Source organism: Streptomyces sp. NPDC014907 (assembly GCF_055562975.1).
On record NZ_JBVHEG010000007.1, the window covers coordinates 185,044 to 208,305 of the forward strand.

Sequence of the window (23,262 nt, forward strand, 5' to 3'; positions counted from 1 at the left end):
CCACGAAGCGCCCCGTACCGTCCCCGGCCCCTCCCGCCGGGGGCGGCACCGGCCGCTCCCGGCGCCGTGTCAGGATCGTGGGATGGTGGAGAAGATCATCGCGGCGTGCGACGGCGCGTCGAAGGGAAACCCCGGTCCCGCGGCCTGGGCATGGGTCATCGGCCGGGCCGACGGGTCGGTCGACCGCTGGGAGGCGGGCCCGCTCGGCCGGGCGACCAACAACGTGGCCGAACTCACGGCCCTGGAGAGGCTCCTGGAGGTCCTCGACCCCGACGTGCCCGTCGAGGTCCGCATGGACTCGCAGTACGCCATGAAGGCGGTCACGACCTGGCTCCCCGGCTGGCGCCGCAAGGGCTGGAGGACCGCGTCCGGCAGCCCGGTCGCCAACAAGGACCTGGTGGTCCGCATCGACGCGCTGCTCACCGGCCGCGACGTCGACTTCGTGTACACCCCCGCGCACCGGGCGGACGGCGACCCCCTCAACGACGCCGCCGACCGCGCGGCCGGCCACACCGCCCGCACCCAGGAGGCCACGGGTTCCGCCTCCGGCGCCCCGCTCCCCCCGCCCGAGGCGTCCGCGCGGGCCTCCGCGCCCCGCTCGCGCTCCTCCGCGCCCCCGCGTCCCCGGGAGACGTCCGCGAACGGCTCCGCCACCCGCCGGACACGCCCGTCCGGCGGCACGCTGAAGGCGAGATTCGCGGGCCGCTGCCGCTGCGGCAAGGCCTACGACAAGGGCGAGACCATCAGCAGGAACCCCGACGGCTGGGGCCATCCCACCTGCGTCTGAACGACCGCGCCGTCCGACTGGCGGGCGGCGCCGTCCGTTGTCCGAGACGGCGGAACCGGGTCGCGCGGGAGGCTTCACCCGCGCGTGCGCCCGGGTTCGCCCGGGGTTCTGTTCTCCGAGCGGTTGTGGCTGCATACTGTCCTCCTCGCACCGGTGACGAACCGCTCTCACCTGCTCATTCGTCGTTCTCACGACCTGGTCGGCACCGGCGAGAACCTCCCTCCAGCTCCGCCGTGGACTCTCCGTGGCGGAAGCCTCCCTGCCCGTGAAAGACCCGAGGTTCCGTGCCAGTACCTGTTCTCCTGACCGGGCGCTCCGTGCGCCTGGAGCCGCTGGCGATGCGGCACGCCGAAGCCCTCGCCCGGGCCGGCGGGGCGGACCGATCGGCCTACGCCTTCACCCCCGTGCCCGACGGCCTCGAATCGGCCCTCGACTACATCGCCCGTGCCCTGACCGATCAGGCGGCAGGCCGTTGCCTGCCCTTCGCCCTGGTCAGTACGGCCGACGAACGGGTCGTCGGTTCGACCCGGTTCCTCGAACTCGACTACTGGCGGGGCCCGCTCGTCTGGCCCCCCGTCCCGGGGATGCCCCACGGCGATCCCCTGACCGCCGTCCCCGACGCGGCCGAGATCGGCAACACGTGGATCGCGGGCGCCGCGCGGGGCACCGGCGTCAACACCGAGGCCAAGTACCTCATGTTCCGGCACGCCTTCGACGTCTGGGGCGTCCGGCGCGTCACCCTGCGCGCCGACGCCCGCAACACCCGCTCCAGAATCGCGATCGAACGTCTCGGAGCGACCTGCGAGGGCGTCCGCCGCGCCCACTCCCGGGGCCTCGACGGCGCCGTCCGCGACACGGCCTTCTACTCGGTCCTCGACGAGGAGTGGCCCGCCGTCCGCGACGTCCTCGAACTCCGCATGACCGCCCCGCGCCGGGTCCGCGCCCCGCACGACCTGCTCCCGGCCTGAGGACCCGTGACCGCCGCCCCGCTCTCCCGGGGCGGCGGTCACGGGCGCTCCGGGGCCCTCCCGGCGGGCCCGGTACGGTGACCGGGACAGCGAGCCGCACCACCCGAAGGGACCGAGTGACCGTGCCGACCGGAACCCCCGACGTACTCCTCCGGACGGAGGGACGCGCCGGGTTCGTCACCCTGAACCGGCCCCGCGCCATCAACGCGCTCACCCACGCCATGGTCCTCGCCGTGGACGCGGCCCTCACGGAGTGGGAACACGACCCGGCCGTCACCACCGTCGTCCTCGAAGGGGCGGGGGAACGGGGCCTCTGCGCCGGGGGCGACATCCGCGCCATCCACGACGACGCCCGTGCCGGGGGCACCGCGTCGACGGCCTTCTGGCGGGACGAGTACCGGCTCAACGCCCGGATCGCCCGCTACCCCAAGCCGTACGTGGCCCTCATGGACGGCATCGTCATGGGCGGCGGCGTCGGTCTCTCCGCCCACGGCTCCCACCGCGTCGTCACCGAACGCTCCCGGGTCGCCATGCCCGAGACCGGCATCGGCTTCGTCCCCGACGTCGGCGGCACCCACCTCCTCGGGCGCGCCCCCGGCGAACTCGGCACCCACCTCGCCCTCACCGGGAACCCGGTGGGGGCCGCCGACGCGATCCTCACCGGCCTCGCCGACCGGTACGTCCCCGCCGCCGGGCTCCCCGCCCTGGCCGGCGACCTGACGCGGCTGCCGGCCGACGAGGCCCTCGCCCGGCACGCCGCCACGCCCCCGCCCGGCGTCCTGGCCGGGCAGCGGGAGTGGATCGACGCCTGCTACGCCGCCCCGACCGTCGAGGAGATCGTCGGGCGCCTCTTCGACACCGGCGTGCCCGCCGCCAAGGAGACGGCCACCACCCTCCTCACGCGGTCCCCGACCGCCCTCAAGACGACCCTGGCCGTCCTCCGCCGCTCCCGTGCCCTCGCCACCCTGGAGGAGGTCCTGGACCTGGAGTACCGCGTCTCCTGCGCCGCCCTGACCACCCCCGACCTCGTCGAGGGCATCCGCGCCCAGGTCGTCGACAAGGACCGCGACCCGCGCTGGAGCCCCGCCGCCCTCGAAGCGGTCACGGACGCCGACGTCGCCCGCTGCTTCGCGCCGCCGCCCGGCGGAGACCTGGGCCTCGCCACCACCGTCACCACCGCCGTCGCCGCCGAGGAGACCGGCCGGCCTCCCGGGGACCGCGCGTGACCGCGGCCGCCTCCTTCCGGCCCGTGCTCGACCGCATCGCCGAGGAGATCGCGGAACTCGCCGACCGGGGCGCCCCCGCCGACTACATCCCCGCCCTCGCCGCCGGAGACCCGGCCGACTTCGGCATGGCCGTGGCCGAAGCCGACGGCGGCGTCTACGGGGTGGGGGAGTGGCGGCGCCCCTTCTCCACCCAGTCCGTCACCAAGGTCTTCACGCTCGCGCTCGCCCTCGCCGGAGAGGGCGACGCCCTCTGGGCCCACGTCGGCCGGGAGCCCTCCGGCGACCCGTTCAACTCGCTCGTCCAGCTGGAGTACGAGAACGGCATCCCGCGCAACCCGTTCATCAACGCCGGCGCCCTCGTCGTCACCGACCGCCTGCACCGCCTCACCGGCGACGCCTCCGGAAGCCTCCTCGCCTTCCTGCGCGCCGAGAGCGGCAACCCGGACCTCGCCTTCGACCCGGCCGTGGCCGCCTCCGAAGCCGCCCACGGCGACCGCAACGCGGCCCTCGCCCACTTCATGGCTTCCTACGGCAACATCACGGGCCCCGTCCCCGACCTGCTGCGCGAGTACTTCCGCCAGTGCTCCCTCGAAGCCTCCTGCGCCGACCTGGCGCTCGCCACCGGCTTCCTCGCCCGGCACGGACTGCGCGCCGACGGCACCCGGCTGCTCACCCGCAGCCAGGCCAAGCAGGTCAACGCCGTCATGCTCACCTGCGGCACCTACGACGCGGCCGGAGACTTCGCCTACCGCGTCGGCCTCCCGGGCAAGAGCGGCGTCGGCGGGGCCGTCGTCGCCGTGGTCCCGGGCCGCTGCACCCTGTGCGTCTGGAGCCCCGGCCTGGACAGCCGGGGCAACTCGGTGGCGGGCGTCGCCGCCCTCGACCGGTTCACCACCATCACCGGCCTGTCCGTCTTCTGACACGGGCCCGGCGGCCCGGCGGGGCCTCAGCCCCGGCGCCGGCGCGCCCGCGGCGCCCCGACGGGGCCCCCGCAGCCGCCGAGGGCCGCCGGCTCGCCCAGGGTGCCGGCCGCCGTCCGCCAGGCCTCGGTGACGGCCCCGTGCGCGAGCGCCGTCGCCTCGGCCACGTCGGCGGGCAGCGTCAGCGGCGCCCCGATGTGCACGTGCAGGCCCGGCCTGCGGACGGGCGCCGTCAGCACCCCGGCGAGCTGCTTCGCCCGTCCGCCGGAGGTGATCCGCCGGGCACCCGCCTGCCCGACGGGCACGACCTGCGCCCCGGTGGCCAGGGCCAGCCGGGCGAGCCCGGTCCGGAACGCCTCCGGCGGGTTCTCGGCGGCGTCCCGGCGCGGCGGGATGCGGCCCTCCGCGTACAGCATCACGTGCCGCCCCGACGCGAGTGCGACCGCCGCGTGGTCGAGGGCGGCCGCCGCGCGTGCCGACCCCCGGTGCACGGGCACGTGACCCTCCCGGGTCAGGGCCCGGCCGAGGACCGGGACCCTCCAGAGCCCCGAGGTGGCCATCAGGACCGGCTCGACCGCCAGCCGCCGCCGGAGCGCGGCGAGCACGAGCGCCGGGTCCGCGAGCGAGGTGTGGTTCACGACCAGGATGCTGCCGGGCGAGAGGCGGACCCCGGGGTCGGCGGTGACGGTCAGTCGACCGAAGAACGGGACGACGCGGGCGGCGATGCGGCTGAGCACGGAAGGGCCCCCTGGAGCCGAGGACGATGCGTTGACGCCGTCATCGTCGCGGGCCGCCGGAACCCCGGCATGAGCGGCCGTACTCAGCTTCCGTACTCACCCCCGGCGGGAGCCGGTGACCGGGCCCGCCGCCCACCGGTCTAGGCTGACCCGAGGTCCGGCGCGAACGCCCGGCACGAGGGGCGGCACGGGGGAGGTGCGGGCGGTGGAGCGTTCCACGCGGCGGCTCGCGGCCTTCCTGCCCGTGCTGCTCTGCGTGCTCTGGTCCCTGTTCCCCGCCCCCGTCGCGGACGCGGACACGGCCCCCCCGGCTCCCGTCTCCGTCCGGGCGGCCGTCCCGATCCCGATCCCGGCCCCGGTCACGGTCACGGGCCCGCCGGACCGCGCGGCCCCGGCCACCGGACCGGCCCACCACCTGGCACCGCCGGAACCGCACCTCTCGCCCGTCGCCGTCGCCGGGTTCCCGGCCGCCGTCGAGCACTCCGTACGGTTCCCGGCGCCCCCCGCCGCCCCCGCGGCCGTGCCCGCCGGCCCCTCCCCGCCCGCACGGGGCCTTTTCACGGGCGATCCCCGCCGCGAGCGGGCACCGCCCGGCGGCCCCCACGTCCCGAGGGACCCCCGGGGCCCTCCCTCCACCCGGCACAGCTGACGTTCCCCGCGTCGCCGTCCGGGACACCGGCATGTCCACGGACCGGTCGCCGACGCGCATCCGACCGTACGTCCGGCACGGGAACGGCCCGCGCGCCCTCCGGGGCGGTCCGCGCCGGCCCGTGCGCTGCCTGTGGAGTACCCATGTCCTCTCGTGCCGCGCTGTGGCGCGCGCTCCTCGCGCTCGCCGTCGTCGCGCTCTCCCTCTGGATCACCCTCACCACCCCGCCCCGCCTCGGACTCGACCTGCGGGGCGGCACCCGCATCGTCCTCCAGACCGAGGACGGCCCCACCGTCCGCGCCGACGCCGCCGCCACCGACCGCGCCCTGGAGGTCCTCCGCAGGCGCGTCGACGGCCTCGGCGTCGCCGAACCGTCGCTCGCCCGCTCCGGCGAACGGCGCATCGTCGTCGAACTGCCGGGCCTGCGCGACCCGCGCCGGGCCGCCGCGACCATCGGCCGTACGGCACAGCTCACCTTCCACGCCGTCACCGGCGAGGCACCGGGACCGGCCGGACCGGCCGCCGGCGGGACGCGCGTCCTCGCCGACCCCGACGCGCCCGGCCGCTTCCTCTCCCTGGCGGCGCCCGCCCTCACCGGCGACGGCGTCAAGGGCGCGGAAGCCGTCCTGGACAGCACGAGCGGCCGGGGCTGGACCGTCGACCTCTCCTTCCGGGACGGGGCCGCGGGCGACTGGGCGCGGATCACCGGCGACGCCGCCTGCGCCGCCCAGGGCGACCCGGCCCGCAGGGTCGCGATCGTCCTGGACGACAGGATCGTCTCCGCCCCCGGCATGGAGGCGGGCGTCCCCTGCGGGGCGGGCATCGGCGGCGGCTCCGCGCAGATCACCGGCGGCTTCTCCGGCCAGGAGGCGCGCGACCTCGCCGCCCTCGTCCAGGGCGGCGCGCTGCCCGTCCCCGTGACGACGGTCGAGCAGAGCACCGTGGGCCCGACGCTCGGCGCGGAGGCGATCCGGGCCAGCGCCCTCGCGGCGGTGATCGGCCTCGCCTGCACCGGACTCTTCGTCATCGTCGTCTACCGGCTCCTCGGCCTCCTCGCCACCGTCGCCCTGCTGCTGTACGGACTGATCTCGTACGCCGCCGTCGTCGCCCTGGGCGCCACCCTCACCCTGCCCGGCCTCGCCGGCTTCGTCCTCGCCATCGGCATCGCCGTCGACGCGAACGTCCTGGTCTTCGAACGGGCCAGGGAGGAGTACGCCGCCCTGGGCCGGACCGCCGGGCGCGACCTGCGGCGGCCGGTGACGACGGCGTTCGGCAAGGTGTGGAGCGCGGTCGCGGACTCCCACATCACCACCCTGCTCGCGGCCGGCCTGCTGTTCGTCTTCGCCACGGGCCCGGTCAAGGGCTTCGGCGTGACGCTCGCCATCGGCGTGGTGACCTCGGTCCTCACCGCCATGGTGATCACCCGGCTCCTCGCCGACCTGACGCTCCGGCTGCCCGCGGTGCGCAGGCGCCCCGCGGTGACCGGCATGGCCGCGCTCGGCCGGCTGCGGACCCGGCTGAACCGCCGCGTCCCGCGCCTGACGGCCCACCGCCGCCGCTGGCTGACCGGCTGCGCCGCGCTCCTGCTCGTCGCCCTCGCCGGAATCGGCGTCCGGGGCATGGAGTTCGGCGTCGAGTTCACCGGCGGCCGGGTCGTCCAGTACGCGGCGGAACGCCCCGTGGACGCCGACGCCGCCCGCGCGGCCGTCACGGCCGCCGGCTTCCCCGACGCCGTCGTGCAGTCGACCGGCGACGGCGACGTGTCGGTCCGGGTGAAGGAGACCGGGGACAGCGAGCAGGAGAAGATCGAGAAGGCGCTCGCCGAGGCCGCGGGCCCGGTGACGGTGGAGCGGGACGACCTGATCGGCCCGAGCCTGGGCGACGAACTGCGCACCCACGCCCTGATCGCGCTCGGCCTGGCCGTGGCGGCGCAGCTCCTCTACCTGACGGTGCGCTTCCGCTGGACGTACGCCACGGCCACCGTCGCGGCCATGGCCCAGGACGTCCTGCTCGTGGTCGGCCTGTTCGCCTGGCTGGGCAAGCCGGTGGACAGCGTGTTCCTGGCGGCGCTGCTGACCGTCGTCGGCTACTCGGTGAACGACTCCGTCGTGGTGCTCGACCGGCTGCGGGAGCTGCGGCGGCGCGGCGGCGGCGTACCGCTGCCCGACCTGGCCGACCGGGCGGTGGCCCAGACCCTGCCGCGCACCGTCAACACGGGCATGGGCGCGCTCTTCGTCCTGGTGGCGCTCGCCGTCCTGGGCGGCGACTCGCTCACGGACTTCTCGATCGCGCTCCTCGCGGGCGTCGTCCTGGGCATGGGGTCCACCGTCTTCACCGCGATCCCGCTCGCCGTCACCCTGGAGGCCCGCCATCCGGCTCCCGCGCCCGTTCCCGCGCCGCGCGGGCGGGTGGGTGCCGTCGTCTGATCCCGGGGGTCCGCCGCCCCGCCCTTTCCCGCGCTTCCCGTGCGACGGGCGGGGCGGCGGGCCCGGCCCGGTTCGGCCCCGGTCGGGCCGGCGGCGCGCCGCGTGTCCCGGGCGTCCGGGTCCCCGCCGGCCGGCGGGGACCGGGGCGCGGGTGGACGGACGCGGGCGCGCCGTGCCGACGACGACCCGATCCGGCCGGGACCGGGGACGCCCCGGTCCCGGCCGTGGCACCCGGTACCGCCGCCCGATCCTCTTCAGGCGGCGCGGGCGATGTCCAGCCTTTCGGGCGACGGCTCGTATCCGGCCGCCCTGTAGGCGGCGACGGCGGCCGTGTTCGAGCTCGGGGTGCTGACGAGCGCGCTCGACGCGCCCAGCGCGCGCAACGCGGCCGCGGCGGCGACGGCGATCGCCGTCCCGTAGCCGCGACCGCGATGGTCGGCGTGCACGCCCACCGGCTCCAGCAGGCCGGGCTTGCCGGGTCCGGCCGACCAGACCGTCGCCGCGGCCACCGCGTTGTCCTGGTCGTCGTAGCCGATCAGACAGCGGGCGTCGGCGTAGACCGGCCCCGCCGCGAGGACGTGCCAGGCCTCCTCGGTGAACGCCGGGCTGCCGAACGCCGAGCGATGCACGGCGGTCCGCACCCCCGCCGTCTCCGGACCGGCCGTCTCGATCCGCAGGCCGGAGTCCTGCACCGGCCCGGCGAGGTCGCGGCGCAGCGGCGTCCACGGCTCGTCCGGAGTCCAGCCCGCCTCCAGGAGCACCTCGCGGAGCAGGGCGCCGTCGGGTACTTCGAGGCAGGCCTTCCCGGCCGGCAGGACCCCGCGCTCCGGATCGTCGAGGTCCGCCAGCAGCCGGCGTGCCAGATCGCCGTCCCGGCGCAGGTCCGGCGCTGTCGTCAGGCGCAGCAGATCAGGGGCGTCCAGGTATCCGACGGCGATGATCCGTCCGTCCGCGCTCCAGGTGCGGACGGCCGCGGCCAGCCTCTCCCCGCCCAGCGCCCAGGCCCAGCCGAGGTCTCCCGGATGGAGTTGCAGGGGCGTGCGGTCGTCCTGCCACAGACGGAGGGCGTCCACGGCCCCGGTCAGCACGTCGACGCAGGGTTCGTTCAGAACGATCGTCATGTCCCGTATTCCACAGCGGCGGGGCGACCGGCCGCACCTGGTTTTGTTCCAGTCGGCCGGATCGGCGGGACACGCCCCGGTGGTGTCGTCAGGAGCCCCGGTGCGCCTCCTCCCCGCCGTCCGGCCGGACCGGGCCCGGCGGCCTCCAGTCGGCGTGCCGCAGGACGGCGCGCAGGGCGGCGCGGGACGGTGCCGCCCGGAGGGCCGCGTTGCGCAGGGAGACCGCGAGGGGGTGGGAGAGTCCCTGTCCCATCCGGCCGGCCCGGCGGGCCGCGCGGGCGACGGCCTGGCTGCGCGGGCGGCGTTCGGCGTCGTACCGGGTCAGTGCGGCGTCCACGGTCGGCCCGGCGGAGAGCGCGGCGGCCAGGGTCACCGCGTCCTCCAGGGCCTGGCAGGCGCCCTGCCCCAGGTTCGGGGTCATGGCGTGGGCCGCGTCGCCGAGCAGGACGACGCGGCCGGACACGAACGACGGCAGAGGGGCGGCGAGTTCGTGGACGTCGTGGTGCAGCACGGCCCCGGGATCGGTCGCGGCGAGCAGCGCGGGGACCGGCGCGTGCCAGTCCCGGAAGCGGTGGCGCAGCACGGCCAGGGGGTCCGGGTGGCGTATCCCGGCCGGGGAGTTGAGCACGGCGTGCCACTCCGCCCGGCCGTCGGCGAAGACGATGTGCCCGAACTCGGCGCCCCCGCCCCACGTCAGCTCGAAGTCGGACTCCAGGGGGAGCGCCGTCTCCGTGACGGCGCGCAGCACGGTGGCCCCGCTGTAGGCCGGGCCCGGATGGCCGGGGAAGAGGCGGGCGCGGAGCGCGCTGTTCACGCCGTCGGCCGCCACGACCAGGTCCGCCTCCCGCACGCCGTCCCCGGTGGCCACGCCCGCCCGGCCGGGGCCCGTGCGGACGAGGGAGGTCACCTCCGCCCCGGTGACCAGGCGTCCGGCGGGCAGCGCGGCGCGCAGCAGGCGGTGCAGCACGGCGCGCGGGATGCCGACGATCGGCGTGCCGAGCGCCCGCTCCAGGGCGGCCCCGTCCATCCGCGCCAGCCACCCGCCGTCCGGCGTGCGGGTGCCCCCGGTGTACTGGAGCCGGGCGGCCCCGCGCACCGCCGCGCCGACGCCGAGGGCGTCCAGGGCGCGGATGCCGTTGGCGTGCAGGGAGATGCCGGCGCCGGCGTCGTCGAGGGTGCCGGCGCGTTCGAGGACGGTCACCTCCCATCCGGCGAGCCGCAGTCCGATCGCGGCGGCGAGCCCTCCGATCCCTCCGCCGACCACCACGGCGTTCCCCTTCATGCGGGCCCCTCTCCCGGTCTTCTACAGGTGTAGAAGATCGTACGCCCTTCCGCCCCGGTGTGGAAAACCCGGTGTAGAAAAGGGGGATGTCCGCCACCCGACGCGCCCTCCTCGCCGACACCGCCATCGACGTTCTCGCCGAACACGGGGTGCGGGGACTCACCCACCGCGCGGTGGACCGGGCCGCCGGCCTGCCGGACGGCACCACCTCCGCGTACCACCGCACCCGCCAGTCCCTCCTGACCGCGCTCGTGCGGCGCCTGGTGGAGCGCGACCAGGCGGAGATCCAGGAGGCGGGGGAGCGGTACGGCGTTCCGCGCGACGCCGGGGAACTGGTCGCCGGACTCACCGCCTTCGCCGCCGGCCGGCTCACGGGCGAGGGCCGCCGCCGCTCCCTCGCGCGCTACGCGTGCGCCCTCGAAGCCGTGCGCCATCCCGAACTGCGGGAGATCCTCGTGCCGCGCGAGAACGCGGCCCTGCGGTCGGTCCGGGACTTCCTGGCGGCCCGGGGCCTCCCGGACGCCCGCGAACGCACCGTCACCCTGCTCGTCTGCGTCGACGGCCTGGTCTTCGACCGCCTGGTCAACGGCGGGACCGTGTCCGCCGAGGAGATCCGCCGCCTGGTGGCGGCCGCCCTGGACTGAGGGGTCCGGGGCGCGCGGTCCCGGGCGCGGCCGTCCGCGCCACCGGGGCGGCAACTTCCCGTCCGCGTGGCGTTCGCCGTCCGGAGGCGCCGGCGTCTCCCCATGGTGACGTGTGCATGCCACGATGGCGCGTACCGTACGACGCCGCCCGCCCGACCCAAGGGGACGCAGTGAAGACACCCGCGTACGCCACCCGGAGCGCCCTCGCCCTCGCCGGCGCCCTCACGCTGCTCGTCGCCCTCCCGGGCAGCGCGCTCGCCGCCCCGCCCCCCGCGCTGCCCGCGAACGCCGACGCCCTCGAACGGGCCTTCCAGCCGGCCTTCGACTACGACACGGACGGCTGCTACCCCACTCCCGCCATCGGTCCGGACGGCACGCTCAACGGCGGCCTCAAGCCGTCGGGCGCCCTCGACGGCCAGTGCCGCGACGCCTCCGACCTCACCCACACCAACGGCTACGCGCGCGCGAAGTGCAACAACGGCTGGTGCGCGATCGTCTACGGCCTCTACTTCGAGAAGGACCAGGCGGTGGCCGGCAGCGGCCTCGGCGGCCACCGGCACGACTGGGAGCACGTCGTGGTGTGGGTGCGCGACGGCCGGGCGGAGTACGTCTCCACCTCCGCCCACGGCGACTTCCGGGTGCACGCCCGCGACCGCGTCCGCTGGGACGGCGACCACCCCAAGATCGTCTACCACAAGGACGGCATCGGCACCCACTGCTTCCGCCTCGCCAACGGCAACGACGAACCGTCGGAGAACCACCTGCACACCTGGCAGTACCCGGCCCTGGTCGGCTGGAACGGCTACCCCGCCGGAATCCGGGAGAAGCTCGTCCCGGCCGACTTCGGCAGCGCGCACTTCGGCCTCGAGGACGGCAGCTTCGCCGCCCACCTCGCCAAGGCCCTGCCGGCCGGGATCGCCTTCGACCCGAACGGCTGAGCCGCCCTCCCTTCCCGGCGGGCCGGACGTACGGCGACGGCACCGGGCCGCACCGGACCGGCCCCCGGGAGGCTCCGCGATCTCCTCCGTCCCGGCGGCAACCTTCCGCGCCCCGGCGGCGACTGGGGAACGTCCGCCGCTTCCGGCGCGGACACCCCCACGGACGGAAGGAAGCACGACGTGAGCGAGACCCGGAGCAGAGCGAGGCACCGCAGGCGGGGCAGGGCCCTGGTGATCGGAGTCCCCGCGGCCCTCGCCGCGGCGGGGGTCCTGGCCTACGGCACGGCCTTCGACCTGTTCGGTACGGACGCGAGCCCCCGGGCCGGCGCCGCGTCCGCACCCGCGTGGGCGAGCGCCGTCGCCGACGGCTTCGCGTCCGTCGACGCGCTGGGCCAGAAGGGCACGTACGGCGGGCGCGACGGCAGGACCGTCACCGTGCGGAACCTCGCCGACCTGGAGAAGTACGCCGCGGCCCCGGAGCCGTACGTCGTCGTCGTGGCCGGGACGATCGACGTGAAGCCCGTGGGCAAGGAGATCAAGGTCGCCTCCGACAAGACGATCGTCGGCTCGGGCACCTCGGGCCACATCGTCGGAGGGGGCTTCTTCCTCGGCCCCGGCGTCCACAACGTCATCATCCGGAACCTGACGATCCGGGACGCGTACCAGGGCGTCTGGAACGACAAGGAACACGACTTCGACGCGGTCCAGATGGACGGCGCGCACCACGTGTGGATCGACCACAACGACCTGCGGCACATGGCCGACGGGCTGATCGACAGCCGCAAGGACACCACGTACGTCACCGTGTCCTGGAACCGGCTCGGCCACAACAACAAGACCTTCGGCATCGGCTGGACGGGGAACGTCACCGCGGACCTGACGGTCCACCACAACTGGTTCCGCGAGACCGAGCAACGCAACCCGTCCACCGACAACGCGGCCCACGCCCACCTCTACAACAACTACCTCCAGGACGACCCCGGCACGGCCGTCACCTCCTCCTACGGCAACTACGCCCGCGGCAGGACCCGGATGCTCCTGGAGAACAGCTACTTCCAGGGCGTGAACAACCCGGTGACCAAGGACGCCACCGCCTCCCTCGTCCAGCGCGGCAACGTCTTCTCCGGCACCACGGGCCGCAACGAGAGCGGCGGCACGGCGTTCGACCCCAGGACGTACTACCCGTACGCCCCCGACCCGGCGGACCGGGTGCCCGCCCTGCTCAGGGCCGGCGCGGGACCGCGCTCCTCGATCGGCACGACCGGTACGGCCGCCCCCGCCGCCCCCACCGTCCTCACGGTCGCCAAGGACGGCAGCGGCCGGTTCACCGGCGTCCAGAAGGCCGTCGACGCCGTCCCGGCGGGCAACGGCTCCCGCGTCGTGATCCGGGTGGCTCCCGGCGTGTACCGCGAGACGGTCCGGGTCCCGTCGAACAAGCCCCACGTCACGATCGAGGGAACGGGCACCAGCCGCAAGGACACCGTCATCGTCGAGGGCCACGCCTCCGGCACGCCCCGGCCCGACGGTCCGGGAACGTACGGCACGGGCGGCAGCGCCACCGTCGCGATCGAGGCCGACGACACCGCCGTCCGCAACCTCACCGTCTCCAACGACTTCGACGAGGCCCGGAACCAGCACCTGAACGGGCACCAGGCGGTGGCCCTGCGCACCGCCGCCGACCGGATCGTCCTGGCCGGCGTCATCGTCGAGGGCGACCAGGACACCCTCCTCCTCGACACCGCAGGCCGGGACCGGCCGGGCCGCGTGTACGTCACCGACTCCTACGTCACCGGCAACGTCGACTTCGTCTTCGGCCGCGCCACGGCCGTGATCGACAAGTCCGTCCTCACCCTGAAGAAGCGCTGGGACGGAACCTCCGCCGGATACGTCACGGCGCCGAGCACCCCCGCCGGGCGGAAGGGCTTCCTCATCACCCGTTCCGCCGTGAACGGCGACGTCGCCGCCGGGAGCTTCCACCTCGGACGCCCCTGGCACGCCGGGGGCGACGCCACCCTCGACCCGCAGACCACGGTCCGCGACAGCGTCCTCGGCGCCGGCGTCAAGGCCGCCCCGTGGGCGGACATGGGCGGCTTCTCCTGGAAGGGCGACCGCTTCGCCGAGTACCGCAACACCGGTCCCGGCTCCCGCCCGGCGAGCGGCGACCGCCCCCACCTGACGGCCGCCCGCGCCGCCACCCAGGACACCGCGCACTGGCTCGGCGACTGGACCCCCGTCACCGGCTGACGCCCCGCACCGGACCGTCCGGGGCCGACGCGGGCTTCCGGGCCTCGATCAGGGTCCGCGCGGAGTGGGCGACGAACGGCCCCTCCGCGCGGATCAGCGCGTCCAGCTCCCGCAACCGGGACAGATGGGCCCCGACCGTGAAGCCCGGCACGATCCAGACCACCTTGCGCAGGAACCAGACGACCGCGCCGATGTCGTGGAACTCCATCCGCAGCCGTTCGGCGCGCAGGTCCACGACGTCGAGACCGGCCGCCCGGGCCGCCGCGGCCTCGTCGTCGGGGTGGCGTTTCCGGGCCGCCTCCGGCTGCGGCCCGAGGAAGTGCTCCACCACCTCCCAGACGCTGGCGGGCCCGACGTGCTGGGCGAGGTAGGTGCCGCCCGGCCGCAGGACACGGGCGATCTCCGTCCACCACACGGTGGCCGGGTGACGGCTGGTCACCAGGTCGAAGGCGGCGTCGCCGAAGGGCAGCGGCGGCTCGTCGGGATCGGCGACGAGCACCACCCCGCGCGGGTGGAGGAGTTCGGTGGCCCTGGCGACGTTCGGCGGCCACGACTCGGTGGCGGCCGTCGTCGGCGGGAGGACCGGCACCCCGGCCAGGACCTCGCCGCCGCCGGTCTGGACGTCGAGCGCCGCCGAGGCCCTCGCGAGCCGGTCGGCGAGGAGCCGGTGGTAGCCCCAGGAAGGACGCTGCTCGGTCGCCCGCCCGTCGAGCCAGGAGAAGTCCCAGCCGTCCACCGGCGCCTCGACGGCCTCCGCGACGAGTTCTTCGAAAGTCCGTGTCATCCCTCCATCATCACGTTCCCGCGCGCCGGTCCGCCGGACCGCGAGCCGCGTGGCCGCGGAAACCGGGCCGGGAGGGGGAGGGTCAGGACGGGCGGCGCGCCCGTGCCGCGAGGGAGACGACCTTCTGACGGCGCTCCTGCCGCTCGCGCGTGTGCCGGTCCAGCTCCTCCATGAGACGGCGGCCGCGATGGTCCGGATCGAGTTCGTCGAGGACCCGGTCGATCTCGGTCAGCAGCGCGCCGTACAGCTGCCAGCGCTCCGGATCGTCCGCCGCCTCCGCCTTCAGGAGCCCGGCGGCGCGGTCGCGGGCGTCGCGGGCCGCGTCGAGCTGCTCGGCGAGCCGGTGCTCCGCCGTCTCCGCGCCGGAGCTGGAGTGCGAGGTGACGAGCACCGCGAAACTGACCAGGGTGTCCCCGAGGTACCGCACCGCCTCCTGGAGGGCGAGGGAGGTCTCCCGGCGGAAGAGCACCGCTCCGTTCCGTTCCCGGGCGAGGTCCGTCAGGGTACGGGTGAGCACGCGCAGCACCACGGCGGAGATCTCCAGGGTGTCCAGCCCCGTCCGCAGCACGATCCGGTGCAGCACCCCCTCCTTCACGCGCGGGTTCAGCCGCAGGCTGTCCTCCGCCTGCCGCAGGGCCGCGTCCACGTCGGCGACGTCGTTGTCCAGCCGCCGCGCCTCGTAGAGCCGGGCCGCCGCCAGGTCCACCGACGACGGGGCGTCCGCGTCGGGGAACGGGTTGGGCTCGGCGGGGACGTCCGGGTCCGTCAGCTCCTCACCGATGCCGAGCAGCAGCTGACGCATCCGCCGGGACAGGTCCACGATCGACTCCCCGGCGGTGTCCACCCAGACCGGCGGCACCAGCACCACGTTGAACAGCATGCCGACGACCGCGCCGATCAGGGTCTCCAGGACGCGGTCCCAGGCCGTGTTGGCGACCTGGGTGACCCCGAGGACCAGCATCGCGCTGATCGCCACCTCGACGAGGAACTCCTCCGCCCGGACGATCCGCCCCACCACCAGCGCCGCCAGGATGATCAGCGCGAGGCTCCACCACGTCAGTCCGACGAGCACGCTGAACGCGATGGCGATGAGCACGCCGACCACGACGGCGTTCACCCGCCGCAGGCTCATCACGAGCGTCGAGTACAGCGTCACCTGCACCACGAGCAGCGCCGTCAGCGGGGCGGTCAGCGGCGCCGCCTCGGAGCTGAGCTGAAGGGCGACGACGTACGAGATCGTCGCCGCCACGGTGGAACGCAGGGTCTGGACCACAAAGGGGTCCCGCCGCTGGCGCTCCCACCACTGCCACGGGCGCGACTGACGCAGCGCGGCGAGCGGGACGGAGCGGTGGGGCATGACGTACTCCTCCTCCGGTGTGCGGGGGACGCGTCCTGGACCGGGCGCGACCGTGCGGCGCCTACCCGCCCCGACGTCTTCGCACCGCGATGCTCCGTGGTGCCGCCCCGGGAAGGCGCGCCGACGCGCCGACGGGCCCCGAGAATCCTGGGACCGGTCCGGGCGACTGAACGGGGCCGTTCCGGGTAGCCGCCGGATGCCCGCGGCGTCCGCCGGACGCCTCCGCCCCCGTATCCCGTACTCCGCGCCCCGTGAGGAGAACCGACCATGGACCGCGACCGTGCAGCGCTCTTCGATGTCGACGGAACCCTTGCCGACACCAATCACCTGCATGCCGTCGCCTGGTGGGAGGCGCTGCGCCAGGGCGGTCACCGGGTCACCGCGCACGCCGTGCACCGGGCCATCGGCCTGCCGGGCGGACGGCTCCTCGACCACCTGCTGGGGCAGGAGCGCGACCGGTCGGGGGACGAGGACCTCAGCACCGCGCACGACGTCCTCTACGGGACGTACTTCGAACGGCTCCAGGCCTTCGACGGGGCCGCCGACCTGCTGCGGAAGCTCGCGGGCGACGGCTGGAAGGTGGTCCTGGTGACCTCGGCCAAGAGCCGGGAGCTGGCGGCGCTGCGCCGGGCGATCGACGCGGACGACGCGATCACGGACACGGCCACCTCCGACGACGTGGACGAGGGCAAGCCCGCCCCCGACCCCGTCGAGCACGCCCTCTCCCTGGTGGACGTGCCGGCCGAACGGGCCGTGTTCGTCGGGGACAGCGTCTGGGACGTGAAGGCCGCCCGCCGCGCCGGGGTGGCCGTCGCCGGAGTGCTGTGCGGCGGCATCCCGGAGGCCGACCTCACCGCGGCGGGCGCCGCCGCCGTCTACGAGGGCCCGGCCGACCTCCTCGCCCGGCTCGGCACCAGCCCCTTCGCCTCGGTGGCGGCCGGCTGACCCCGGACCCGGACGGGGGCGTCCCGGTCAGTTCAGGGTGTCGGGGTCCGGGCCGGTGCGCAGTCCCCGGTCGAGACCGGCCAGGGCCTCCATCTCCTCCGGGGAGAGGGCGAAGTCGAAGACGTCGATGTTCTCGCGGATGCGGGCGGGGGTGACGGACTTCGGGATGACGACGTTCCCGAGCTGGAGGTGCCAGCGGAGCACCACCTGCGCCGGGGACTTCCCGTGCCGGGCGGCCGTCCCGGTGACGACCGGATCGGTGAGGACGGCCCCCTGGGCGAGCGGGCTCCACGCCTCGGTGGCGATCCCGTGGGCGGCGTGCAGCTCCCGGAGTTCGCGCTGCTGGAGCGCGGGGTGGAGTTCGATCTGGTTGACGGCGGGCACGGGGCCGCCGCCGTCGAGCAGCCGCTCCAGGTGCGCGGGCCCGAAGTTGGAGACGCCGGCGGTGCGGACCCGTCCGTCCGCGACCAGCGTCCCGATGGCGCGCCAGGTGTCGACGTACAGGTCGCGGGCCGGGGCGGGCCAGTGGACGAGGTACAGGTCGACGTGGTCGAGACCGAGCCGGGCGAGGCTCTCGTCGAAGGCCCGCAGGGTGGAGTCGTACCCCTGGTCGGCGTTCCACAGCTTGGTGGTGACGTACAGCTCCTCGCGGGGGACGCCGGACGCGGCGAGCGCGCGGCCGACGCCGGCCTCGTTGCCGTAGATCGCGGCGGTGTCGACGGAGCGGTAACCGGCTTCCAGGGCGCGGGCGACGGCGGTGGTGGTCTCGTCGTCGGGGACCTGGAAGACGCCGAAGCCGAGCTGGGGGATGCGGGTGCCGTCGTTGAGGGGGACGGTGGGGACGCGGGGGGTGGTGCTCATGGCGCTTCTCCTCGGGGATGCGGGGGTGCGGGGGTGTGACGGGGGTCAGTGGTGGACGGGGACGCGGACGTCGGCGGTGACGGCGCCGCCGCCGGTGCCGGCCGTGGGGGTCCGGCGCTCCAGCGCGGCCGACCAGAGGGCGAGCCCGAGGGCGCCGGCGGCGAGGACGGCGCCGACCCAGTTCGGGGCGGTGTAGCCGAGACCGGCGGCGATCACGAGGCCGCCGAGCCAGGCGGCGAGGGCGTTGCCGAGGTTGAAGGCGCCGATGTTGACGGCGGAGGCCAGGGTGGGCGCGCCGTGCGCCTGGTCGAGGACGCGCTTCTGCAGCGGCGGCACCGTGGCGAAGCCGAGCGCCCCGACGAGGAGGACGGTGACCGCGGCGAGGACCTTGTGGTGCGCGGTCACGGTGAACAGCGCGAGGACGACGGCCAGGCCGCCGAGGGCCACGTACAGCATGGGCATCAGCGCGCGGTCGGCGAAACGGCCGCCGAGGAGGTTGCCGAGGAACATGCCGGCGCCGAAGAGCACGAGCAGCCAGGTGACGGAACCGTCCGCGTAACCGGCGACGTGGGTCATCATCGGCGCGATGTAGGTGATCGCGGCGAAGACACCGCCGAAGCCGAGCACGGTCATGGCCATCGCGAGCAGGACCTGGGGATTGCGGAAGGCCTTGAGCTCACCGCGCAGCCGGGCGCCCTCGGGGCGGGGCGCGTCGGGGACGAGCCGGGCGACGCCGAGCAGTCCGATCACGCCGAGCGCGGCGACGGCGGCGAAGGTGGTGCGCCAGCCCGCGGCCTGCCCGACGAAGGTGCCGAGCGGCACGCCGACGACGTTGGCGACGGTCAGTCCGGTGAACATGGTGGCGATCGCGCCGGCCTTCTTGTCGGGCGCGACCAGGTCGGCGGCCACGACCGACCCGATGCCGAAGAACGACCCGTGGGCGAGCGAGGCGACGACGCGGCCGGTCAGCATCAGCCCGAAGTTCGGGGCGAGCGCGGAGAGCAGGTTGCCGAGCACGAACAGGCCCATGAGCAGCATCAGCATCCGCTTGCGGCTGACCCTGGTCCCGAGGACGGTGAGCAGGGGGGCGCCGAGGACGACGCCGAGCGCGTAGCCGGTGACCAGCAGGCCCGCGGTGGGGATGGTGACGCCGTAGTCGGCGGCGATCCGGGGCAGCAGGCCCATGATCACGAACTCGGTCGTCCCTATGCCGAAGGCTCCGACGGCAAGAGCGAGCAGCGCGAGCGGCATGGCCCGCCCCCTTCCAGAAGTGATTGATCGATCCCTTTGCACGCCTTAACAATAGTTGCATGCGCGCTATACATGCAAACGCGGGTAGGTTGTGAGGTCCGGGTGACGTGGGCCGGGGCGAGGAGGGAGCCCGCCGGAGCGCCGTCCGGCCGGCGACGCGTGCCCGGCCGGTGGGGCGGGCGGCGCGGTACGGCCGTCGCGGGACGCGCGAAAGCCGCGACCGGGGGTCGGCCGCGGCTTCCGGATCTCGCGTCACTACCTCAGCGCGTACGCCCGCTCGATCTGCTGCGTCACCTCATTGCCCGCGTCGTCCCAGGCGCGGACCCGCAGCGTGACGTACCCGCTGGTGCGGGCGGCCGGAGGATGGACGACCCGGACGCGGTAGGCGCCGTCGCCCCCGCCGGACGTCCTCGCCGCCTGCCAGTGCTTGCCGTCGTCGTACGAGACGGACACCTCCACGCCCTTCACGGAACGGCCCGTCAGACCGTCCTGGTGGCGGGCGCTCACCCCGAAGGCGAAGGACCCGGGGCCGGGGGCGGCGCCCCGGAGGTCGGTCGCCACGTCGTAGTCGAGCTGGAGGAGGGGAAGCAGGGCCTCCTCGCCCTCGGCCGGGCGGGGAGCGGTGAAGGACCAGCGGGTGCTGGTGGCCCGCGAGAGGGTGCCCTCGGGGCTGGTGCGCTTCACGTCCAGGTCCAGCCGGTAGCGGCCGTCGTCCCCGCCGGCGGGGAACAGGCCCCACGCCCGGGGGCCCTCGGCGAGGACCCGGCCGTCACGGCGCAGTACGGCGCGGGTCTCGTCGGGGTAGGGGGCCTTGGCGTTCTCGCCGGGCAGGGCGAAGCCGTAGTGGTCGGACGCGGCGTCGGCGAACTCCGGTATGCCGATGCCCAGCTGGTCGCCCTTGCGGTAGGCGAGCCCTTCGGCGCCCCGGGGGATCGCCGGCCGCACCACGGGCGCGAACCAGCTCTCCGTGGTGTGCTCACCGGGCCGGTAGGTGCGCAGGCCGCCGAGCATGCCGGTTCCCACGGCCTGGAACGCCCAGGCGTTGCGGGGGTTGACCCAGTGGAACCACCGGGTGTCGGCGGGACCGCTCAGGTACTCCGTCCGTGCCTGCCCGGTGCGGACGTACCGGGACATCAGGACGACGCCGGTGCTCTCCCACGGGCGGTAGGCCTGACGGTTCTCCGCGACGTAGCCCGCTCCGCCCGTGTCCGGGTAGCGCGAGACCACGGTGGCCGTGTTCTCCGGCCCCACCCGGTGGACCACGCGCTCGGGGACGCGCTGCTCGGAGACCTGCAGGACGTCGTAGAGGTAGGGGCTGTCGGGGGTCCCCTTCAGCTCCAGGACGGTGTCCCGCGCGCGCAGCCGCTGTGCGGCGGTGTGGGGGGCGAACAGTGCGGTCACCGGCAGCCGCGTGCCCACCGGCTGCCAGGTCGAGGGCTGGTACATGTCACCGTCGGCGCTGCTGATGACGGCGGCCGCCGCTCCCGCGCGGGCGGCCTCGGCCACCGCCTCGTCGTACAGGGGCTGATCCAGTGTCACGATCACCGCCGCTCCGCGGACGTCCGTCCCCCGCGCGCGCAGTGCCGCGTAGTCCTCGGGGCGCCCCGGGCCGGCGTCGACCACCCGCAGGCGCCGCACGCCCTGCACGACGGGAGAGTTGTGGAGCAGGCGGACGGGGACACCGGCCGCGGCGGAACCGGAGACCGCGCGTGCGCTGAGCATGGGCGCGGCCAGCTGCCAGCGGGAGGCGAACTCGAAGACCGTTCCCCCGGGGGCCTTCTCGGTGGGCGTGACGTAGAGGGACTGCCCGCCGCTGAATTCTTTTACGAAGGAGTTGACGACCTCGTGGTCGCCGTCCTTCCAGTGGGTGAAGAACTGCAGCGGGCCCCGCTGCGTGGCCGGCTCGGGGGTCCGGACCTCCACGGGGACCGCCTTGCGCGCGTCGAGCACCAGGTCCATGTCTCCGCTCACCTGCACGCGGGGGTCGACCACCAGGCTGTATGCGGCGCTCTCCTCCGTGTACTGCGAGATGAGGCCCTGCAGGGAGTACGTGCCTTCCGGCAGGCGCACCGTCAGGCTCTGCCCGGCCGGCACCTCCTCGTAGATGTCGGGGTTGCTCATCGAACTCCGCGAACCCTGCATGATCAGCGGCGAGATCGCGGCCGGCTGCCCTGCGCGGTCGACGCCGCGCAGCGTGACCTTGTGCGTGACCGGGTTCTTCGCCGCGGAGAGGACGGTGTGCGCGACGATCTGCCCGTCGGCCGAGGTGGCGGTGAGGCGGCCGCCGTAGACCCCTTCCGCGAGCGCGGGCGTGTCGAGGGTCACGGCCACGTCGGCGGTGCCGTGGGCGGGCACGGTGACCTGCGCGGGGACGTCCAGGGTGCCCGCCGGGACCGGGGAGCCGTGGAACTTGTCGAAGGTGGCGGCCAGGGTGAGCGTGACGGGCGCGTCGCCGTCGTTGGTGTAGGTGACGCCCGCCTTCCGCGGGCCCGCGTCCGGCTCCAGGGAGCCGAAGGTGGTGGTGCCGGTGGCGCGCACCCGCTGGCGCACCGAGCGGGCCACGTCCACCCGGCCGGTGCCCTGCTCGTGGACCGTCCGGTCGGGAGCGGTACGCGTCGTGCTCATCAACGCGTCCTTGAGCTGCTGGGCGTCCCAGTCGGGGTGGCGCCCGGCCAGGATCGCCGCCGCGCCCGCCACGTGCGGGGTCGCCATGGACGTGCCCGACGCGGAGGTGTAGGACGCGTCCACCGGACGGCCCATGGACGTACCGGCGGCGCGGGCGGCGACGATGTCGACGCCGGGAGCGGTCAGGTCGGGCTTGGCGCCGCTGTCCCCGACGCGCGGGCCGCGGCTGGAGAAGCCGGCCAGCTTGTCGTCGCGGTCGACGGCGCCCACGGTCAGGGCCTTCTCCGCGGCGCCCGGGGAGCCCACGGAGTAGTCGGAGCCCGTGTTGCCCGCGGCGACGACGAAGAGGGTGCCGGTCTTCTCGCTGAGGTCGTTGAGGGTGAGGCTGAGGATGTCCGTGCCGTCGGTGGCGGGGCCGCCCAGGCTCATGCTGACGACGTCGGCGCCCGAGTGGGCGGCCCAGTCCATGCCGGCCACGATGGCGGAGAGCCTGCCGGAGCCGTCGTCGTCGAGCACCTTGCCGATCAGCAGCCGTGCCCCCGGTGCCACGCCCTTGCGCGAGCCGCCCGAGGCGGCGCCGCTGCCCGCGACGGTGGAGGCGACGTGGGTGCCGTGGCCGTGGCCGTCCTTCGCGGTGGGGTTGGTGGAGAAGTTGCGCACCTCGCCGAGCCTCCCGGCCAGGTCGGGGTGGGCGGCGTCGACGCCGGTGTCCAGGACGGCGACGGTCGCGCCCTTCCCGTCGTAGCCGGCCTGCCACGCCTCCGGCGCGCCGATCTGCGCGGTGCTGCGGTCGAGGGAGGCATGGACCTTCGCGTCCAGCCACAGCTTCTCGACGCCGCCCTCGAAGGCGGCTTTCTTGAACGAGGACTTCCCGGAGACGTTCCGCGCGTCGCCCCCGGCGAGCGCGTCGTCGTCGTCGATGGCCTCCCAGAAGCGACCGGCCTGCTTCTTGTCCGCCTTCAGCGCCGAGCCGCGCAGGCTCTTGAGGACCAGGCCCTTGCGCGAACCGGCGGGTGCCGCCTTGGTCGTGGGGTCCGTACCGCCGGTGTAGCGGGCGATCAGCGGGATGGCGGGGGTGTGGGCGTCGTCGTAACCCTGCTCGATCAGGGAGGTGATGTTGAAGAGCTGCCGGTCCAGCTTGCCGGAGGAGAGGTACGGGAGCGCGGCGCGCGGCAGCACGTACAGCTGCTTGTCGATCTCCGTCTGGGTGAAGTCGGTTTCCGAAGTGCCCGGGGCCGGCTCGACGGAGACGGTCTTCCGGCCGTCGGGGAAGGTCTCCAGGTGTACCCGGTCACCGGTCACGAGCGTGACGGAGGCGGCCTGGGGGCGGCCGGCGAAGTCCGTGCCGGGGGGAACGGGCGCCGGGACGGCGCTCGCGCCGGAGGACAGGGGAACCAGGGTGGTGATGAGGACCCCTGCCGCCAGAACGGCGGCAGGGCGAAGCCGTATGTGCATCGGAACCTTTCCAGGGGGCAAGGAAACGGACACGCGGTGCGG

At 75.0% G+C, this 23,262-nt stretch carries 18 protein-coding genes; 10 read left to right on the top strand and 8 right to left on the bottom strand.

All coding sequences use genetic code 11. The features are described 5' to 3' along the window. Positions 1-82 precede the first annotated feature (82 nt). The 4 genes from ACZ3IL_RS20310 to ACZ3IL_RS20325 all read left to right on the top strand — a co-directional run bounded on the left by ACZ3IL_RS20310 (position 83) and on the right by ACZ3IL_RS20325 (position 3,901). Positions 83-787, top strand: coding sequence for a ribonuclease H family protein (locus ACZ3IL_RS20310; protein ID WP_467391812.1), 705 nt, complete (start codon positions 83-85; stop codon positions 785-787). Positions 788-1,071: 284 nt separating this feature from the next. Next, positions 1,072-1,755: a GNAT family N-acetyltransferase gene (locus ACZ3IL_RS20315; RefSeq protein ID WP_388689562.1), complete on the top strand. Its 684-nt coding sequence runs from the start codon at positions 1,072-1,074 to the stop codon at positions 1,753-1,755. Between the two features lie 122 nt (positions 1,756-1,877). Then, entirely contained in the window at positions 1,878-2,981 is a 1,104-nt protein-coding gene (locus ACZ3IL_RS20320; RefSeq protein ID WP_467391814.1) for an enoyl-CoA hydratase/isomerase family protein, read from the top strand. Then, positions 2,978-3,901: a glutaminase gene (locus ACZ3IL_RS20325; RefSeq protein ID WP_467391815.1), complete on the top strand. Its 924-nt coding sequence runs from the start codon at positions 2,978-2,980 to the stop codon at positions 3,899-3,901. The genes ACZ3IL_RS20320 and ACZ3IL_RS20325 overlap by 4 nt, the downstream gene beginning before the upstream one ends. Before the next feature lie 26 nt (positions 3,902-3,927). Here the strand turns inward: ACZ3IL_RS20325 and ACZ3IL_RS20330 are convergent, their stop codons facing one another. Then, positions 3,928-4,638 (bottom strand): lysophospholipid acyltransferase family protein, encoded by a 711-nt coding sequence (locus ACZ3IL_RS20330; protein WP_467391817.1) that lies wholly within the window; start codon positions 4,636-4,638, stop codon positions 3,928-3,930. Positions 4,639-4,843: 205 nt separating this feature from the next. Here ACZ3IL_RS20330 and ACZ3IL_RS20335 point away from each other — a divergent pair, with 205 nt between their 5' ends. Further along, positions 4,844-5,287: a hypothetical protein gene (locus ACZ3IL_RS20335; protein WP_467391819.1), complete on the top strand. Its 444-nt coding sequence runs from the start codon at positions 4,844-4,846 to the stop codon at positions 5,285-5,287. Between the two features lie 143 nt (positions 5,288-5,430). Beyond that, positions 5,431-7,713: a protein translocase subunit SecD gene (gene secD / locus ACZ3IL_RS20340; protein WP_467391821.1), complete on the top strand. Its 2,283-nt coding sequence runs from the start codon at positions 5,431-5,433 to the stop codon at positions 7,711-7,713. A 254-nt stretch (positions 7,714-7,967) separates the two neighbouring features. Here secD and ACZ3IL_RS20345 read toward each other — a convergent pair whose 3' ends face one another. Then, on the bottom strand, positions 7,968-8,834 hold the full coding sequence (locus tag ACZ3IL_RS20345; protein ID WP_467391823.1) for a GNAT family N-acetyltransferase: 867 nt from the start codon (positions 8,832-8,834) through the stop codon (positions 7,968-7,970). Between the two features lie 88 nt (positions 8,835-8,922). After that, the gene (locus ACZ3IL_RS20350; RefSeq protein WP_467391825.1) at positions 8,923-10,116 is read right to left on the bottom strand and encodes an FAD-dependent monooxygenase; all 1,194 of its coding nucleotides are present in this window, start codon (positions 10,114-10,116) and stop codon (positions 8,923-8,925) included. Between the two features lie 86 nt (positions 10,117-10,202). Here ACZ3IL_RS20350 and ACZ3IL_RS20355 point away from each other — a divergent pair, with 86 nt between their 5' ends. From ACZ3IL_RS20355 to ACZ3IL_RS20365, 3 genes are all read left to right on the top strand, one after another. After that, positions 10,203-10,760, top strand: a complete 558-nt coding sequence (locus ACZ3IL_RS20355; protein ID WP_467391827.1) for a TetR/AcrR family transcriptional regulator — start codon at positions 10,203-10,205, stop codon at positions 10,758-10,760. A 170-nt stretch (positions 10,761-10,930) separates the two neighbouring features. Beyond that, positions 10,931-11,698 (top strand): NPP1 family protein, encoded by a 768-nt coding sequence (locus tag ACZ3IL_RS20360; protein ID WP_467391829.1) that lies wholly within the window; start codon positions 10,931-10,933, stop codon positions 11,696-11,698. 180 nt (positions 11,699-11,878) lie between these two features. Continuing rightward, positions 11,879-13,942 carry a pectinesterase family protein gene (locus ACZ3IL_RS20365; protein WP_467391831.1) on the top strand — a complete coding sequence of 688 codons (2,064 nt, stop codon included), beginning with the start codon at positions 11,879-11,881 and terminating at the stop codon, positions 13,940-13,942. Here ACZ3IL_RS20365 and ACZ3IL_RS20370 read toward each other — a convergent pair. Both ACZ3IL_RS20370 and ACZ3IL_RS20375 read right to left on the bottom strand, forming a co-directional pair. Further along, complete coding sequence (locus ACZ3IL_RS20370; RefSeq protein WP_467391833.1) at positions 13,932-14,726, bottom strand: class I SAM-dependent methyltransferase; 795 nt, start codon at positions 14,724-14,726, stop codon at positions 13,932-13,934. The genes ACZ3IL_RS20365 and ACZ3IL_RS20370 overlap by 11 nt on opposite strands. A gap of 82 nt (positions 14,727-14,808) precedes the next feature. Continuing rightward, complete coding sequence (locus ACZ3IL_RS20375) at positions 14,809-16,083, bottom strand: FUSC family protein (RefSeq protein ID WP_467391835.1); 1,275 nt, start codon at positions 16,081-16,083, stop codon at positions 14,809-14,811. Positions 16,084-16,350: 267 nt separating this feature from the next. On the opposite strand from ACZ3IL_RS20375, the gene ACZ3IL_RS20380 reads away from it, so the two are divergent. Next, positions 16,351-17,028 (top strand): HAD family hydrolase, encoded by a 678-nt coding sequence (locus ACZ3IL_RS20380; protein ID WP_467391837.1) that lies wholly within the window; start codon positions 16,351-16,353, stop codon positions 17,026-17,028. 27 nt (positions 17,029-17,055) lie between these two features. Here ACZ3IL_RS20380 and ACZ3IL_RS20385 read toward each other — a convergent pair whose 3' ends face one another. The 3 genes from ACZ3IL_RS20385 to ACZ3IL_RS20395 form a co-directional block, all read right to left on the bottom strand. Continuing rightward, a complete protein-coding gene (locus tag ACZ3IL_RS20385; protein WP_467391839.1) occupies positions 17,056-17,889 on the bottom strand; it encodes an aldo/keto reductase in 834 nt (277 codons plus the stop codon). Between the two features lie 45 nt (positions 17,890-17,934). Then, positions 17,935-19,140 carry an MFS transporter gene (locus ACZ3IL_RS20390; protein ID WP_467391841.1) on the bottom strand — a complete coding sequence of 402 codons (1,206 nt, stop codon included), beginning with the start codon at positions 19,138-19,140 and terminating at the stop codon, positions 17,935-17,937. A 255-nt stretch (positions 19,141-19,395) separates the two neighbouring features. Further along, positions 19,396-23,220 carry a S8 family peptidase gene (locus ACZ3IL_RS20395; RefSeq protein WP_467391843.1) on the bottom strand — a complete coding sequence of 1,275 codons (3,825 nt, stop codon included), beginning with the start codon at positions 23,218-23,220 and terminating at the stop codon, positions 19,396-19,398. Between the last annotated feature and the right edge of the window lie 42 nt (positions 23,221-23,262).

Coding starts and splice junctions, on each gene's coding strand:
- ACZ3IL_RS20310 (WP_467391812.1), top strand. CDS start 83: ATGGTGGAGAAGATCATCGCGGCGTGCGACGGCGCGTCGAAGGGAAAC.
- secD (WP_467391821.1), top strand. CDS start 5,431: ATGTCCTCTCGTGCCGCGCTGTGGCGCGCGCTCCTCGCGCTCGCCGTC.
- ACZ3IL_RS20345 (WP_467391823.1), bottom strand. CDS start 8,834: ATGACGATCGTTCTGAACGAACCCTGCGTCGACGTGCTGACCGGGGCC.
- ACZ3IL_RS20350 (WP_467391825.1), bottom strand. CDS start 10,116: ATGAAGGGGAACGCCGTGGTGGTCGGCGGAGGGATCGGAGGGCTCGCC.
- ACZ3IL_RS20355 (WP_467391827.1), top strand. CDS start 10,203: ATGTCCGCCACCCGACGCGCCCTCCTCGCCGACACCGCCATCGACGTT.
- ACZ3IL_RS20370 (WP_467391833.1), bottom strand. CDS start 14,726: ATGACACGGACTTTCGAAGAACTCGTCGCGGAGGCCGTCGAGGCGCCG.
- ACZ3IL_RS20375 (WP_467391835.1), bottom strand. CDS start 16,083: ATGCCCCACCGCTCCGTCCCGCTCGCCGCGCTGCGTCAGTCGCGCCCG.
- ACZ3IL_RS20380 (WP_467391837.1), top strand. CDS start 16,351: ATGGACCGCGACCGTGCAGCGCTCTTCGATGTCGACGGAACCCTTGCC.
- ACZ3IL_RS20385 (WP_467391839.1), bottom strand. CDS start 17,889: ATGAGCACCACCCCCCGCGTCCCCACCGTCCCCCTCAACGACGGCACC.
- ACZ3IL_RS20390 (WP_467391841.1), bottom strand. CDS start 19,140: ATGCCGCTCGCGCTGCTCGCTCTTGCCGTCGGAGCCTTCGGCATAGGG.
- ACZ3IL_RS20395 (WP_467391843.1), bottom strand. CDS start 23,220: ATGCACATACGGCTTCGCCCTGCCGCCGTTCTGGCGGCAGGGGTCCTC.